The sequence below is a fragment of the Mycobacterium sp. genome (assembly GCF_052144515.1).
Lineage (GTDB): Bacteria > Actinomycetota > Actinomycetes > Mycobacteriales > Mycobacteriaceae > Mycobacterium.
In genome coordinates, this window is record NZ_JBKQQD010000497.1 from 12,222 (window position 1) to 27,425 (window position 15,204).

General features: G+C 67.0%; 18 protein-coding genes. 5 read left to right on the top strand and 13 right to left on the bottom strand.

Features of this window, described 5'->3' with window-relative positions:
* Positions 1–11 precede the first annotated feature (11 nt).
* Together ACLP9N_RS33585 and ACLP9N_RS33590 are read left to right on the top strand one after the other, a co-directional pair.
* Positions 12–467 carry a DUF350 domain-containing protein gene (locus ACLP9N_RS33585; RefSeq protein ID WP_442411442.1) on the top strand — a complete coding sequence of 152 codons (456 nt, stop codon included), beginning with the start codon at positions 12–14 and terminating at the stop codon, positions 465–467.
* Entirely contained in the window at positions 464–2,038 is a 1,575-nt protein-coding gene (locus tag ACLP9N_RS33590; RefSeq protein WP_442411443.1) for a polyamine aminopropyltransferase, read from the top strand. Before ACLP9N_RS33585 ends, ACLP9N_RS33590 begins: the two co-directional genes overlap by 4 nt.
* Here the strand turns inward: ACLP9N_RS33590 and ACLP9N_RS33595 are convergent.
* Entirely contained in the window at positions 2,035–2,652 is a 618-nt protein-coding gene (locus ACLP9N_RS33595) for a class I SAM-dependent methyltransferase (RefSeq protein WP_442411444.1), read from the bottom strand. The genes ACLP9N_RS33590 and ACLP9N_RS33595 overlap by 4 nt on opposite strands.
* A gap of 2 nt (positions 2,653–2,654) precedes the next feature.
* On the opposite strand from ACLP9N_RS33595, the gene ACLP9N_RS33600 reads away from it, so the two are divergent.
* Both ACLP9N_RS33600 and ACLP9N_RS33605 read left to right on the top strand, forming a co-directional pair.
* Positions 2,655–2,810: a MerR family transcriptional regulator gene (locus tag ACLP9N_RS33600; protein ID WP_442411445.1), complete on the top strand. Its 156-nt coding sequence runs from the start codon at positions 2,655–2,657 to the stop codon at positions 2,808–2,810.
* Between the two features lie 3 nt (positions 2,811–2,813).
* Entirely contained in the window at positions 2,814–3,164 is a 351-nt protein-coding gene (locus tag ACLP9N_RS33605) for a MerR family DNA-binding protein (RefSeq protein WP_442411446.1), read from the top strand.
* Here ACLP9N_RS33605 and ACLP9N_RS33610 read toward each other — a convergent pair.
* From ACLP9N_RS33610 to ACLP9N_RS33665, 12 genes are all read right to left on the bottom strand, one after another.
* A complete protein-coding gene (locus ACLP9N_RS33610; RefSeq protein ID WP_442411447.1) occupies positions 3,110–3,865 on the bottom strand; it encodes a YebC/PmpR family DNA-binding transcriptional regulator in 756 nt (251 codons plus the stop codon). The two genes, ACLP9N_RS33605 and ACLP9N_RS33610, sit on opposite strands and share 55 nt — an antisense overlap.
* 128 nt (positions 3,866–3,993) lie before the next feature.
* Complete coding sequence (pdxT, locus tag ACLP9N_RS33615; RefSeq protein WP_442411448.1) at positions 3,994–4,590, bottom strand: pyridoxal 5'-phosphate synthase glutaminase subunit PdxT; 597 nt, start codon at positions 4,588–4,590, stop codon at positions 3,994–3,996.
* On the bottom strand, positions 4,587–5,435 hold the full coding sequence (gene tesB, locus ACLP9N_RS33620; protein ID WP_442411449.1) for an acyl-CoA thioesterase II: 849 nt from the start codon (positions 5,433–5,435) through the stop codon (positions 4,587–4,589). The genes pdxT and tesB overlap by 4 nt, the downstream gene beginning before the upstream one ends.
* Before the next feature lie 9 nt (positions 5,436–5,444).
* On the bottom strand, positions 5,445–6,359 hold the full coding sequence (pdxS, locus tag ACLP9N_RS33625) for a pyridoxal 5'-phosphate synthase lyase subunit PdxS (protein WP_442411450.1): 915 nt from the start codon (positions 6,357–6,359) through the stop codon (positions 5,445–5,447).
* A 76-nt stretch (positions 6,360–6,435) separates the two neighbouring features.
* Positions 6,436–7,482: an NUDIX hydrolase gene (locus tag ACLP9N_RS33630; RefSeq protein WP_442411451.1), complete on the bottom strand. Its 1,047-nt coding sequence runs from the start codon at positions 7,480–7,482 to the stop codon at positions 6,436–6,438.
* On the bottom strand, positions 7,482–8,618 hold the full coding sequence (locus tag ACLP9N_RS33635) for a glycosyltransferase family 4 protein (protein ID WP_442411452.1): 1,137 nt from the start codon (positions 8,616–8,618) through the stop codon (positions 7,482–7,484). The genes ACLP9N_RS33630 and ACLP9N_RS33635 overlap by 1 nt, the downstream gene beginning before the upstream one ends.
* Positions 8,618–9,559, bottom strand: a complete 942-nt coding sequence (locus ACLP9N_RS33640; protein ID WP_442411459.1) for a phosphatidylinositol mannoside acyltransferase — start codon at positions 9,557–9,559, stop codon at positions 8,618–8,620. The genes ACLP9N_RS33635 and ACLP9N_RS33640 overlap by 1 nt, the downstream gene beginning before the upstream one ends.
* On the bottom strand, positions 9,559–10,197 hold the full coding sequence (pgsA, locus tag ACLP9N_RS33645) for a phosphatidylinositol phosphate synthase (protein WP_442411453.1): 639 nt from the start codon (positions 10,195–10,197) through the stop codon (positions 9,559–9,561). Before pgsA ends, ACLP9N_RS33640 begins: the two co-directional genes overlap by 1 nt.
* A gap of 7 nt (positions 10,198–10,204) precedes the next feature.
* Positions 10,205–10,768 carry an HIT family protein gene (locus ACLP9N_RS33650; protein WP_442411454.1) on the bottom strand — a complete coding sequence of 188 codons (564 nt, stop codon included), beginning with the start codon at positions 10,766–10,768 and terminating at the stop codon, positions 10,205–10,207.
* Positions 10,765–12,828: a threonine--tRNA ligase gene (gene thrS, locus ACLP9N_RS33655; RefSeq protein ID WP_442411455.1), complete on the bottom strand. Its 2,064-nt coding sequence runs from the start codon at positions 12,826–12,828 to the stop codon at positions 10,765–10,767. Before thrS ends, ACLP9N_RS33650 begins: the two co-directional genes overlap by 4 nt.
* Positions 12,829–12,893: 65 nt before the next feature.
* Positions 12,894–13,517, bottom strand: a complete 624-nt coding sequence (locus tag ACLP9N_RS33660; protein WP_442411456.1) for a PaaI family thioesterase — start codon at positions 13,515–13,517, stop codon at positions 12,894–12,896.
* 164 nt (positions 13,518–13,681) lie between these two features.
* Positions 13,682–14,566: an aldo/keto reductase gene (locus ACLP9N_RS33665; RefSeq protein ID WP_442411457.1), complete on the bottom strand. Its 885-nt coding sequence runs from the start codon at positions 14,564–14,566 to the stop codon at positions 13,682–13,684.
* A gap of 57 nt (positions 14,567–14,623) precedes the next feature.
* On the opposite strand from ACLP9N_RS33665, the gene ACLP9N_RS33670 reads away from it, so the two are divergent.
* Positions 14,624–15,127, top strand: a complete 504-nt coding sequence (locus tag ACLP9N_RS33670) for a DUF1990 family protein (protein WP_442411458.1) — start codon at positions 14,624–14,626, stop codon at positions 15,125–15,127.
* Positions 15,128–15,204: the final 77 nt, after the last annotated feature.

Here is a 15,204-nt window from a genome sequence, read left to right on the forward strand (position 1 = left end):
AGGAGACAACCATGTATCTGGCCCTTGAGATCGGATCCGTCGACCTCAATCCGATTGTGCGAGGCGTCGTCGCGACAATCCTGTACTTCCTGGTCGGCATGGCGGTCCTGATCGTCGGCTACCTCATGGTGGATGTGTTGACTCCAGGAAAGCTGCGCCAAATGGTGTTCATCGATCGCCGCCCCAACGCCGTTGTCGTCACCTGCGCGATGTATATCGCGCTCGCCACCGTCATCATCAGCGCCATCGTCAACAGCTACAGCCAGCTCGGTCAGGGGCTCGTCGGCGTGGCCGTGTACGGGTTGATGGGGGTGATTCTGCTAGGGGTGGCACTGTTGACGATGCACTTGGTCATACCCGGCAACTTCCACGAGCACGTCGACGACCCGGAGCTGCATCCGGCGTCGTTCGCGGTGGCCCTGATACTCCTGGCCGTGGGAGGGGTAACGGCCGCCGCCGTCTCATGACGACCACACACGAGACGGCTCGGTCCACAAAGTCTTCGGGGCGGTGGCGGGCACTGTTGCTGGCCGCCGTCGCGGCGTGCGCGGCCTGCGGCATCATCTACGAACTCGCCCTGCTGACGCTGTCGGCGAGCCTGAACGGCGGCGGCATCGTCGCCACCTCACTGATCGTCGCGGGCTACATCGCGGCGCTGGGCGCGGGCGCGCTGGCGGTCAAACCGCTGCTGGCCCGGGCGGCCATCGCGTTCATCGCCGTCGAGGCGCTGCTGGGCATCATCGGTGGCCTGTCCGCCGCGGCGCTGTACGCGGTGTTCGCGTTCCTGGACGGGTCGGACGGGTCGACGTGGGTGCTGGCGGTGAGCACGGCCCTGATCGGCGGGCTGGTCGGCGCCGAGGTGCCGCTGCTGATGACGCTGCTGCAAAGCGGGCGCACGGTCGGTGCGGCCGACACCGGCCGCACGCTGGCCAACCTCAACGCGGCCGACTACCTGGGCGCGTTGATCGGCGGGCTAGTCTGGCCGTTCGCCTTGCTGCCGCACCTGGGGATGATCCGCGGCGCGGCGGCTACCGGGATCGTCAACCTGGTCGCCGCGGCCGTCGTGTCGATCTTTCTGCTGCGCCACGTCGTTTCGCTGCGGCAGCTGGTGACGGCGCTGTGCGCGCTCGCGGCCGCGTTGGCGCTGCTGGCCACGCTGCTGCTCAGCGCCCGCGACATCGAGACGACCAGCCGCCAACGCCTCTACAGCGACCCGATCATCGCCTACCGGCACACGGCCTACCAGGAAATCGTGGTGACGCGGCGCGGCAACGACATGCGCCTGTACCTCGACGGGGGTCTGCAGTTTTCCACCCGCGACGAGTACCGCTACACCGAAAGCCTCGTCTACCCCGCGCTCGGCGCCGGCGCGCATTCCGTGCTGATACTCGGCGGCGGCGACGGCCTGGCCGCTCGCGAACTGCTACGCCAGCCCGGCGTTGAGCGGATCGTGCAGGTAGAACTCGACTCCGCGGTCATCGAACTGGCCCGCACCACACTGCGGGAGGCCAACGACGGTTCGTTGGACAACCCGCGGGTGAACCTCGTCATCGCCGACGCGATGACCTGGCTACGCGGTTCCTTAAACAGCCAAGTCAGCCGATTCGACGCGGTCATCGTCGACCTTCCCGACCCCGACACCCCTGTGCTGGGCCGGCTGTATTCGGCCGAGTTCTACGCCCTGGCCGGCCATGCGCTGGCCCCCGACGGGCTGATGGTGGTGCAGTCCGGCAGCCCGTTTTCGACGGCGACGGCGTTCTGGCGCACCGTTTCGACCATCCGGGCCGCCGGGTATGCGGTCACGCCCTATCACGTGCACGTGCCGACGTTCGGCGACTGGGGATTCGCCCTGGCGCGCCGCGCGAATACCGGGCCCACACCGACCGTGCCGGCCAATGCCCCGCCGCTGCGCTTCCTCAACCAGCGGGTGCTCGACGCCGCCACCGTGTTCTCCGGCGACATCGGGCCCCGCCCGCTCGAGCCCTCGACCCTGGACAACCCCCGCATCGTCGAGGACATGCGGCACGGGTACGACTAACTCGCTTCCCCTTGCACCACCCACACGGCTCCCCGACCGGCTGGATGCTGGTCAATACGCAGTCCGTCCAAACCCGCTGCGCGGCATTGCGCCTCGAAGGACTCGGCCTGTTGTTCGGTCCACCCGTGGCTCGCCAAGCCGGTGGCCTCGGGGCGCACCTGACGCTCCATCACCAGAAACCGCCCCGCCGGCGCCAGCACACGTCGTAGCTCGGCGAGTCCGGCGGTGACGTCCTTCCAGTGGTGCACCGTCCTTAGCGACCACGCAACCGTTGCCCAGGCGTTGGGGAGCGGCAATTTTTCGGCGCTTCCCTGCGACCAGGTGATGTTCGATTGCTCGCGCGTCACAGCGTTGGCGAGGCGCAACATCATTGGGGCCGGATCGACACCGACGACCTTGGCGCCCCGTTGGGCGGCGGCTCTCGCAGCGCCGCCCGGGCCGCAGCCGATATCGACGACACGGTCGGCGCCCGATACCGAAGCGAGGTCAACAGCCAGGCGTGCGTAACCGCGCCCCATCACGAGCATGGCGAGGCCAACCATCAGACCGGTCACCCCCGCAAAGCCGGCATGGTCGGCGTGATGATTGACCACGGGCGTCGGCGAATCAGTCATAGATGTACACCTTGCATGTTCAAGTCGGGTTGAAGTCAAATGACGACATGGCCCTGATCCCGATAGGCCAGGCCGCGGCTCAGCTCGGGCTGAGCACCTCGGCGCTGCGATATTACGACGACCGCGGGTTGGTGTCCCCGGTAAGGCAGCGGGGGTAGCGCATGTACGGGCCGGACGAGCTACGCCGGCTGGCCTTTATCAAGATCGCCCAACGCCTCGGTTTACCGCTGCAGACCGCCGCCGCTGTGCTTGATACCCCCGCCCGGATGTGGCGCCCAATTGTTCAAGAACAGATCGCCGAGTGCAATCGCGTCGTCGAGCAGGCGCAGCGAGCCCAGGTGTTTCTGACCCACGCGCTGCACTGCCCCGCCGACCACCCCACACGCCAGTGCCCGACCATGACCGCGGCACTCGACAGCCTCGTCGAGGGAACAACAATTGACGAGCTGTCCGCCCGTCACTCCTCGTCGAGCGCGGCCAGCACTTCGTCGGACAGGTCGACATTGGTATAGACGTTCTGCACGTCGTCGCTGTCCTCCAGCGCGTCGACGAGCTTGAACACCTTGCGGGCGCCGTCGACGTCGACCGGCACGCTGACCGACGGCTGGAAGCTGGCCTCGGCGGATTCGTAGTCGATGCCGGCGTCCTGCAACGCGGTCCGCACGGCGACCAGGTCGGTCGGCTCGGAGATCACCTCGAAGCTCTCACCGAGGTCATTGACGTCCTCGGCGCCGGCTTCCAGCACCGCCAACAGCACGTCGTCCTCGGTCAGGCCGTTTTTCTCCAGCGTGACCACGCCCTTACGGGAGAACAGGTAGGCCACCGACCCGGGATCGGCCATCGCGCCGCCATTGCGCGTCATCGCCACCCGCACCTCGCTGGCGGCGCGGTTGCGGTTGTCGGTCAGGCACTCGATCAGCACCGCCACGCCGTTGGGTGCGTAGCCCTCGTACGTGATCGTCTGCCAGTCGGCGCCGCCCGCTTCCTCGCCGGCGCCCCGCTTTCGGGCGCGCTCGATGTTGTCGTTGGGCACCGAACTCTTCTTCGCCTTCTGGATGGCGTCGTAGAGCGTCGGATTGCCCCCGGGGTCACCACCGCCGGTACGGGCGGCGACCTCGATGTTCTTGATGAGCCGGGCGAACTCCTTGCCGCGGCGCGCATCTTTGACGGCCTTCTGGTGCTTGGTGGTGGCCCACTTGGAATGGCCGCTCATCGCCGTCTTACCTCAATTCCGCTGCGTGTTTGTTGGCTAGCCGAGTCTACGTGGAGCGCTCGACGCACCGAGCGTCACGCCAGCGTGACGGCCACCGCCGAGCGTCACGCCAGCGTGACCGCGGCGGACTACGCCCGCCCGTTGACGATGTCGACGAACAACCGGTGGATGCGCCGGTCACCGGTCATCTCCGGGTGAAACGCCGTCGCCAGCACCGAGCCCTGCCGCACCGCTACCACGTGGCCCGCGGCCCGGGCCAGCACCTGAACACCGGCACCGACGCGCTCCACCCAGGGCGCACGGATGAAGACCGCACGCACCGGATCATCAAGTCCCTCGAACGCGATATCTCCTTCAAAGGAGTCCACCTGACGTCCAAAAGCGTTGCGCCGCACCGTCATATCGATCCCACGCAACGGCAGCGCCTTTCGGCCGTTGGCGCCGGCGTCGAGTATCTCGCTGGCCAGCAGGATCATGCCCGCACACACGCCGTAGGCCGGCAGCCCGTCGGCCAGCCGCCGCCGCAACGGTTCCAGCAGATCGAGGTCGAGCAACAGGTGGCTCATGGTGGTCGACTCCCCGCCGGGAATGACCAACCCGTCCACCGCGTCGAGCTCACTCTGACGGCGCACCGAAAGGGAATCGGCGCCGGCTTCGCGCAGCGCCGCCAAATGCTCACGGGTATCGCCCTGCAGCGCCAAGACCCCGATCCTGGGTCGGCTCACGGCTGGTATCCGCGCTTATGGCGGGTCAGCCCCTCCTGCATCACCGCGGCGACCATTTCGCCGGTCTGGGTGAAGATCTTGCCGTGGCACAGGGCGCGACCGCCGCTGGCCGACGGCGAGGACTGGTCGTAGAGCAACCACTCGTCGGCGCGGAACACGCGCATGAACCACATCGCGTGATCCAGCGAGGCCACCTGCAGATGCTCACGCACGTCGAGGTGGGTGACCTGCGCGGATCCCAGCAAGGTGAGGTCGCTCATGTAGGCCAGCGCGCAGATATGCAGCACCGGGTCATCCGGCAACGGGTCACGGTGGCGAAACCATACCTGCTGCTGTGCGGCCTTGCCGGGCAAGAGCTGCAGGCGCTCGCGCGGCACGATGCAGACGTCCCACTCCTCGAACTGCTTGAATCCGGCTTGCGAATCAGGGGAGTTGAAGACCTTGATGGAGTTCAACCCGGGCAGGCCGTCGGGCGGTGGCGCGGCCGGCATGGCGTCTTGGTGATGGATGCCTTCCTGATCGGTCTGGAAGGACGCACCCATGCTGAAAATGATTTCGCCGTGCTGGATGGCGTTGACCCGCCTGGTCGCAAACGAGCCGCCGTCGCGGGTGCGCTCAACGATGAAAACCGTGCGCTCATTGGCATCCCCGGGGCGCAGGAAATAACCGTGCAACGAGTGCACCTGATAGCGCGGGCCGACGGTGCGCACCGCCGACACCAGCGACTGTCCCGCCACATGGCCACCGAAGGTGCGCTGCAGAAACCCCGACTCCGGGCTGAAGATGCTGCCGCGGTAGATGTTGATCTCGAGTTGCTCGAGATCGAGGATTTCTTCGATCGACACGAACTGTTCTTACCAGCCGCGCTGGGCCAGGCGATGCGGCTGCGCGATCTCTTCCACGTTGATGCCGACCATCGCCTCGCCCAGCCCGCGCGACACCTTGGCCAGCATGTCGGGGTCGTCGTAGAACGTGGTGGCCTTGACGATCGCGGCGGCGCGGTGCGACGGGGCGCCGGACTTGAAGATGCCCGATCCCACGAACACGCCCTCGGCGCCGAGTTGCATCATCATCGCGGCGTCGGCGGGAGTGGCGATACCGCCGGCGGTGAACAGCGTGACCGGTAGCTTGCCCGCGCGGGCCACCTCGGCGACGAGCTCGTAGGGCGCCTGCAATTCCTTTGCCGCGACGAACAATTCGTCGTCCGACAGCGACGACAGCCGGCGGATTTCGGCGCCGATGGCCCGCATGTGCGTGGTGGCGTTGGAGATGTCACCGGTGCCGGCCTCGCCCTTGGAGCGGATCATGGCCGCCCCTTCGCCGATGCGCCGCAACGCTTCACCCAGGTTGGTCGCCCCGCACACGAACGGGACGGTGAATTTCCATTTGTCGATGTGGTGGGTGTAGTCGGCGGGGGTGAGTACCTCGGACTCATCGATGTAGTCCACGCCGAGGCTCTGCAGGATCTGCGCCTCGACGAAATGCCCGATGCGCGCCTTGGCCATCACCGGGATGGTGACCGCGGCGATGATGGCCTCGATCATGTCGGGGTCGCTCATCCGCGCGACCCCGCCGTGGGCGCGGATGTCGGCGGGCACCCGTTCCAACGCCATCACGGCGACGGCGCCGGCGCCTTCGGCGATCCGAGCCTGCTCCGGGGTGACGACATCCATGATGACGCCGCCTTTGAGCATCTCCGCCATGCCACGCTTGACCCGCGCGGTGCCGGTTTGGCCGGACTCCTGGTTCGACTGTGCGGCGCTATCCACTAGCTGCTCTCCTTAACCATTGCGATTCCACTCTAGTGGTGGGCGACAAGCGAGTTTTAGGGTCTGTGCCCGGCGATCAGCGGATCGACAGCGGCACGCCCGCTTCGGTGTCCACGGAAGCACCGGCCACCCGGTTGAGTGAAGGCAACAGCTCGCCGAGTTGCAGCGGATACACCTGCTCACCGGCCGCGACGAGTTCGGCGATGTCGTTCGCGTCACACCAGCGGGCCCCGTGGATATATCGGCGCTCCAGCTCGGTTCGCCCCGCGCTGGACGGCTCGAACCGCTGCGTGCGGTACACCAGGTAGAACTCCTCGCTGTCGATCAGTGAGCCGTTGAACTCGAACACCTCGTCGCGCCGCCAGATGGGTCCCACCATGTCGGCCAGGGTGACGTGCAGACCAGTTTCTTCGGCCAGCTCGCGCGCGGCGGCCTCGGCCAGCCGCTCGCCGGGCCGCACTTCCCCGCCGACGGTGAACCACCAGCGAGACGCGGACCCGTCGGTGATCGCCGGATCCGAACCGCACAGCAACAGCACCGCGCCGGTGTCGTCCAGCAGAACCACCCGTGCCGACGTGCGGTGGTTGGGCGCGCCGTGATCGCTATGCGCCTGCGCCTGCGGTCGCTCGACGATCTCGAGATAGCTTGGCAGCGCTGCGCTTCCACCGAGCCGAAAGGTGCGCACCATGGGTCGCTCGGCCAGCGCGAGGGTATCCCGGACGGCGTCATTGTGGAATCGGCGGGCCAGCAGCACGCGGGCTTCGGCGTCGGCCAGCTCGGCGATCAGACCCGCCGGCAGCGACGCCGGATCGACCACCGCCAGCGCGGCGGAGAGCTCGTTTTCCGCGTTCTCGCGCGCATGCCGGGGCGCGTTCTCCGCGGCGTCGGCCAGCGCCGCCAACGTCCTGCCCTCGGCAGCGCCGCCGTAGGCGTCGATCGCGACCGCACGCGCCACCACCGCGCGGCGCGCCAGCGCAGCGTCCAGCGCCTGCCAGGACAGGTCGTAGCGGACGTTCAACCGGTCCAGCCGGTGTGCGGTGCGATATGCCCAGGCGCCGACAATGGCAAGCATCAGGACCAGCAGCGCTAGCCCCATACTGGCCGCAACAACCAGCCACGTCATCAGCTCGCCACCTGGACCTTGGAGCCCGACGCGGCGACCGTCTCGTAGACCCGCATGATCTGGCCGGCGACCACCGACCAGTCATAGCGCCCGACGACTTCGGAAGCGGCGGCCACGTAGCGTTCCCGCAACGCGTCGTCCCGCAGCACCGTGATCAGCGCATCGGCCAGCGCGTCGGCTTGTAAATCTGGGGGGCCGACCGGCACCAGCCGGCCGACCTCACCGTCGCGCAGCACGCGACGAAAGGCGTCCAGGTCGCTGGCCACCACCGGAGTGCCGGCCGCCATCGCCTCCACCAAGACGATGCCGAAACTCTCGCCGCCAGTGTTGGGCGCGCAGTAGACGTCGGCGCTGCGCATCGCCGAGGCCTTGGTGGCGTCGTCCACCAGGCCAAGAAAACGAATGTAGCGGTTCATTTCGCCTGCCTGGCCGCGCAATTGGTCCTCGTCGCCGCGGCCGACGACCAGCAGCTGCACATCACCGAAGTGTTCCACCACTTTCGGCAGTGCATCGAGCAGCACCGCCATGCCTTTGCGCGGCTCGTCGTAGCGGCCCAGGAACAGCACCGTCTTGCCGGGCCGCGGATACCCGTCCAGCAGCGGCGCCGAGGCCAACGCAGTCACGTCGACGCCGTTGGGGATCTCCACCGCGTCGGTCCCCAGCGCCTCCATCTGCCAGCGCCGGGCCACGTCGGACACCGCGATGCGGCCGACGATCTTCTCGTGCCAGGGCCGCAGCACCCCCTGAAACACCGTCAGCGTCAGCGATTTCGTGGTGGAGGTGTGAAACGTCGCCACTATCGGGCCTTCGGCCACCCGCAGGGCCCACATCGACAGGCTGGGCGCATTCGGTTCATGCAGGTGCAGTACATCGAAGTCACCGTCCGCCAGCCAGCGCCTGACCCTGCCGTGCACCGCCGGACTGAATTGCAGCCGCGACACCGAACCGTTGTAGCGAATCGGGATGGCCTTGCCGGCCGAAACGACGTAGTCGGGCAGCGGGGTGTCCGGCGAAGCGGGCGCCAGCACGCTGACCTCATGCCCCCGGGCCAGCATCACCTGGGCCAGCTGCAGCACATGTGACTGCACCCCGCCCGGCACGTCCAGCGAGTACGGACAGACCATCCCGATCCGCATCAGGATTCCCTCAGCCGCGCCTGTCGAGCATCGGACAGATCGGCCAGCCACTGCGGCTGCAGCATGTGCCAGTCGGCGGGATGGGCGGCGATGTTCGTCGCGAACCGGTCGGCCAGCGCCTGGGTGATGACGCCGACGTCGCCGCTGGTGCAGTCCAGCTCCGGATGTATCTCGAAACCCCAGCCCTTGTCCTCGAACCAGCAGTGCACCGGCAGCAGCGCCGCCCCGGTCTCGATCGCCAGCTTCGCCGGCCCGGCCGGCATCCGGGTGGGTTCGCCGAAGAAATCGACCTGAACGCCGGTGCGGGTGAGGTCGCGCTCGGCCATAAGGCACACCACTTGGCCGTCCCGGAGCCGGTCGCATAACACATCGAAGGGCGCCCGAAAAGCAGTGTCAGCGCCGCCGGACAACGGCAGCACTTCGAACCCGAGACCCTCGCGGTATTCGATGAAACGCCGGTACAGCGAATCGGGCTGCAGGCGCTCCGCGACCGTGGTGAAGGTGCCATGTGTCTGCACCAGCCATACCCCGGCCATATCCCAGTTGCCGCTGTGCGGCAACGCGAACACGACGCCGCGGCCGGCGGCTATCGCCGCTTCCAGATTTTCCACCCGGCGAAACGCCTTGTTCAGCTCGACGGCCAGCACTCGGTGGTTCATCGTCGGCAGCCGGAACGCCTCGCGCCAGTAGCGGCCATACGACGCCAGCGAGGCGCGCATCAGCGCGTCCGGCACATCGGCGGGCCGCGCACCGATGACGCGGGCCAGGTTCTTGCGCAGTTGTTGAGGGCCGCCGCGGCGGGCCGCGTAGCGAGCCCCCGTGTCGAAGGCTCTGCGGGCGGCGAATTCTGGCATCGCCCGCACCGCCATCCACCCGGTCGCGTATGCCCAGTCGGTCGCGGTGCGGGTCACCAACCGGCGGGGTGCGCCAACCGCGGTGATCACGGCGCGGCCATTCGATCCGAGGCACCGGGCGAGGTCCGTACCGTGTGCAACCGCTGGCCACAGGTGATCACGCTGGCCACCGCGAGCACCCACATCGCCATGGGCAGCGCCGGCGGCCAGGCGACGAACGGGAAGTCCGACACGCCGGCGCCGGTCAGCACGATGATCAGCCGTTCCGGCCGCTCGATGATGCCGCCGTCGCCGCGCAGCCCGCTGGCTTCGGCCCGGGCCTTGATGTAAGAGATCACTTGCGACGTGACCAGACAGATCAACGTCGCCACGACGAGCAGCCTGTCGTGCATGTGGAACGCGATCCACCACAGCAGCCCGCAGAACACCGCGCCGTCGCTGATGCGGTCACAGGTCGCGTCCAGCACCGCACCGAATCGGGTGCCGCCGCCGCGTTCCCGGGCCATGGCCCCGTCGAGCATGTCGAACACTACGAAGAACGAAACCACACAGGCGCCGGCGAACAGCTTGCCCATCGGGAACAGTGTCAGCGCTCCCGCCACCGACGCGACGGTGCCCACGATGGTGACGCCATCCGGGGTGAGACCGATCCGCAGCGCCGCCCGGGCGGTCGGCTCGGTCAGCCGCGCGAACGCCGCCCGGGACAGGAACGGCACCTTGCTCATGATTTGCTCATGTCTGATTCGCCCACGCCGTCGCCAGCAGCTGGCGAGTATCGCGCAGCAACTGCGGAATCACCTTGGAGCCGCCGATGATGGTGATGAAGTTAGCATCGCCCCCCCACCGCGGCACCACGTGCACGTGCAGGTGCTCGGCCAGTGACCCACCCGCCGACGTCCCCAGGTTCAAGCCGACGTTGAACCCGTGCGGCTGAGACACGCTTTTGATGACGCGAATCGCTTTCTGAATGAACGCCATCAACTCCGCGCTCTCGGGATCGGTGAGGTCCTCGAGCTCGGAAACCCGCCGGTAGGGCACCACCATCAGATGTCCGGGGTTGTAGGGGTAGAGGTTGAGCACGGCGTAGACGAGTTCGCCGCGGGCAACCACCAGGCCGTCCTCGTCGGGGAGTCGCGGGATGTCAGTGAACGGCTGGTCGGTTTTGTCGTTGTCGCGTTTCAGCGGACCTTCGGTGAGGTAGGTCATCCGATAGGGCGTCCACAACCGCTGCAGGTGGTCGCTCTCGCCCGCACCCCTGTCGAGGATGGTCTCGTCGGCGCGTCCCTCGTCACTCACCGGCCGCTCACCTTCACCAGTTCGGCTGTGGGAGAGGCATTCTCGCGGTCGGTGATCCACTGCACAATGGCCTCCACCGCGCTGTCCCGCGGCACGCCGTTGAGCTGCGTGCGATCCCGGAAGCGGAAACTCACTGCCTCGGCCTGCACATCGCGGTCGCCGGCCAGCAACATGAACGGCACCTTCTGGCCGGTGTGGTGGACGATCTTCTTGGCCATCCGATCGTCGCTGGCATCCACCTCGACCCGCACCCCGTGCGACTTCAGTTGCGCAGCAACATCTTCCAGGTAGGCGACGTGCTCATCGGCGACCGGGATGCCGACCACCTGAACAGGGGCCAGCCAGGCTGGGAACGCGCCCGCGTAGTGCTCGGTGAGGACGCCGAAGAACCGCTCGATCGACCCGAAGAGCGCCCGGTGTATCAGCACCGGCCGCTGCCGCGACCCGTCGCTGGCGGTGTACTCCAGGTCGAACCGGTCCGGCATGTTGAAGTCCAGCTGGATGGTCGACATCTGCCAGCTGCGGCCCAGCGCATCCTTGACCTGCACCGAGATCTTGGGACCGTAGAACGCCGCGCCGCCCGGGTCCGGAACCAGGTGCAGGCCGGAGGCCTCGCCGACCTCGCGCAGAACCTGGGTGGCCTCCTCCCACACCTCGTCGGAGCCGACGTATTTGTCCGGATCCTTGGTGGACAGCTCCAGGTGAAACTCGTTGAGGCCGTAGTCGGCGAGCAAGTCGAGCACGAAACGCAGCAGCGACGCCAGCTCGTCGCGCATCTGCTCGCGCGTGCAATAGATGTGCGCGTCGTCCTGCGTCATGCCGCGCACCCGGGTCAGGCCTTGTATCACGCCGGACTTCTCGTAACGGTAGACGCTGCCGAACTCGAAGAGCCGCAAAGGAAGTTCGCGATAAGAGCGGCCGCGAGCCCGGTAGATCAGATGGTGCATCGGGCAGTTCATCGGCTTGAGGTAATAGTCCTGGCCGGGCTTGCGCACCGTGCCGTCCTCGTTGTACTCCGCGTCGATGTGCATCGGCGGGAACATGCCCTCGGCGTACCACTCGAGGTGACCCGACGTGATGTACAGCTGCTCCTTGGTGATGTGCGGGGTGTTGACGAACTCGTAACCGGCCTCGATGTGCTTGCGGCGCGAATAGTCCTCGAGCTCGGCGCGCACGATGCCGCCCTTGGGGTGGAAAACCGCTAGGCCGGAACCGATTTCGTCGGGGAAGCTGAACAGATCGAGCTCCACCCCGAGCTTGCGGTGGTCACGGCGCTGCGCTTCTTCGATGAGCTCCAGGTGCTTGTCGAGCGCCTCCTGAGACTCCCACGCGGTGCCGTAGATGCGTTGCAGGCTGGCGTTGTTCTGGTCACCGCGCCAGTACGCGGCGGAGCTGCGGGTCAGCTTGAAGGCCGGGATGTGCTTGGTGGTCGGGATGTGCGGTCCGCGGCACAGGTCGCCCCAAACCCGTTCCCGGGTACGGGGATTGAGGTTGTCGTACGCGGTGAGCTCGTCGCCGCCGACCTCCATGATTTCGGCCATGTTCTCGGTCAAGTCCGACTTGTCGTCGACGAGTTCGAGCTTGTAGGGCTCGTTGGCCAGCTCCTCGCAGGCCTGCTCTTTGGACTCGTAGACGCGCCGGTCGAACAACTGTCCGTCCTTGACGATCTGGCGCATCTTCTTCTCCAGCGCCGCCAAATCCTCAGGCGTGAACGGCTCGGCCACCTCGAAGTCGTAGTAGAAGCCGTCGGTGATGGGCGGCCCGATCCCGAGTTTGGCGTGCGGGAAGAGGTACTGGACGGCCTGGGCCAAGACGTGCGCGGCCGAATGCCGGATGACACTGCGACCGTCGTCGGTGTTGGCCGCCACCGGCGTGACCTCGGCGTCGGAGTCGGGCACCCAACTCAAGTCGCGCAGTTTTCCGTCGGCGTCGCGCACCACCACGATCGCATCGGGGGCGCCCCGCCGCGGCAACCCCGCCTCCCCGATCGCGGCGGCCGCGGTTGTCCCGGCAGGAACCCGGATCGGGGCTGCCGGGGCGGACTGTGCGGGGGCGCTCATCGGGTTGGGTCTCCAGGGGTTTGTTGTGCGTGATTGACCGTTGCAATGCTATCGGGGGGGCTCCCTCAGGGCTGGCCAGGCTTGAGCCGCACAAACAAAGCATCGGCTTCGGCCAGCAGGGTGTCGCCGGCGCTCAACCGGCCCGACACGAAAATCTTGCGACCGTCCTCCCGGTCGATTCCCGCGTCGAACTGCAACTCTTTTTCGATCGGCACGATACGGCGGTAATCGATCTTCAGGTAGGCGGTGCGCTGGCGACGGCTGCCGGTGAGCAGCACGGCCGTCAAGCCGAGCACGGTGTCGAACAGCATCCCCAGGGACCCGCCGTGCACGGCGCCGTTGCGTCCCAGGTGAAATCGGGCGAACCGCGCCCAGCCATGGACCCGGCCGTCCTCGGTCTTATGGGCGGACATCGGGATGGTCAGGATGTTGCCGCGCATCGGCAGGTCCATCCGGCGGCCTGACGGCGAGTGCCATTCGTCGGCGTCGAACGGGCTCAGTAACACCGACAGTTTGTCGAGCAGGTCGGCGGCCTCTGTGATCACCTCGTCCGGCGCGTCGACGGCACGGGCATGATCCTGCAGCTTGCGCACCGCGTCAATGAACCTGCCGTAGTCCGGCCCGCCCTTCGTCGTCGGTTCCGGCGGATTGAATCCGCCGCCTGGGTGCCTGGCCCGTTCGCTTGTCACCAGGACACCGTATTCGAGCCGCGAAAGCGCCCTGACCGACAACGCTTTGAGAGAGCAAATATTAACGCTGCAGCAAAAAAATGTCCTGGCGATTCGCGGCCGAATGGAATCACCCAACTGTGGCTTTCACACAAGCAATGAGCTCAGAGCGGCGACCACCGCATTCAGACGGTCTTTTGAGCCCCGGCTGCCGCCAGCGTCTCGAATTCGTCGTCGCTGAGCGTGATCTCGGCCGCAGCGACGTTTTCCTCCAGGTGCGCCACCTTCGACGTCCCGGGAATCGGCAACATCACCGGCGAGCGTTTGAGCAACCACGCCAGCGCCAGTTGCCCCGGCGACGCCTGATGGTCAGCGGCGATGCGCTGCAGCGGGCCGTCCGGGGCGGCCAGCGGTCCGGCGGCCAGCGGGAACCACGGGATGAAGCCGACGCCCTGGCTGGTCGCGAAGTCCAGCAGGGGTTCGGAGCCACGCGCCGACAGGTTGTACATGTTCTGCACCGACACGATTTCGGTGATCTGCTGGGCCGCCTTGAGTTGCTCGACGTCGACCTCGGACAGGCCGATGTGGCGGATCTTGCCTTCGTTCTTGAATGTCAGCAGCTCACCGACCTGGTCGGCCAACGGGAAGTTCCGGTCGATGCGGTGCAGCTGGAACAGGTCGATGGTGTCGACGCCCAGGCGCCGCAAGCTCATCTCGAGCTCCTGGCGCAGGTAGCTCGGATTGCCCAACGGAATCCAGATGTCGGGACCGGTCCGCAACAGACCCGCTTTGGTCGCGATCACCAGCCCCTGATGAGAGGAGTAGGGATGCAGCGCCTCGCGGATGATGTCCTCGGAGATGTAGGGGCCGTAGGAGTCCGCGGTGTCGATGAAGTTCACGCCCAATTCGACGGCGCGCCGCAATACCCGCACGCATTCGTCTCGGTCGGCGGGCGGGCCCCACACCCCCTTGCCGGTCAGGCGCATCGCGCCGAAGCCGAGTCGGTTGACGGTCAGGTCGCCGCCGAGCGTGAACGTGCCGGATGCCGCTGCGAGGGTCTGTGTGGTCACTTCTATGACCGTACGCCGCGACAGCGTCCGCGCATCTTGGCGTGGCAAGCTGGCCAGGTGGACCTAGAAGCGCTCGAGGAACTGCCGCTGACCTACTCGGAGGTGGGCGCCACTGCTTCCGGCGAGCTGCCCGCCGGATATGACCACCTCGCCACGTCGGCCCAGATCGGCATGGGCCGAGAACGTTTCGAGCAAGCGGCCGATGCGGTCATGCACTGGGGCATGCAGCGCGGGTCCGGGCTGCGGGTGCAGGCCAGCTCCGAGATCGTCGAAGTCTCCACGGTGGTGCTGGTCAGGATGATGGGTTTCCTGCGGGCACCGTGCCGCGTCGTGTACGTCATCGACGAACCCGATATCCGGGGGTTCGCCTATGGCAGCTTGCCGGGCCATCCGGAGTCCGGCGAGGAACGCTTCGCGGTTCGCTATGACCCGAACACCTCGGCGGTGTTCGCGGAGGTGACGGCGTTCTCCCGTCCGGGGACCTGGTGGAGCAAGGCCGGTGGGCCATTTGTCGTGATGGCGCAACGCGTCATCGCCAAGCGCTATCTGCGCGCGGTGTGAGCTAGGGGTCCCCAGGCGGAGAGCAACTTTTCCGCGCCCGAGCACATCGTTTCGATGACCTCGCCCACCGACGCGTC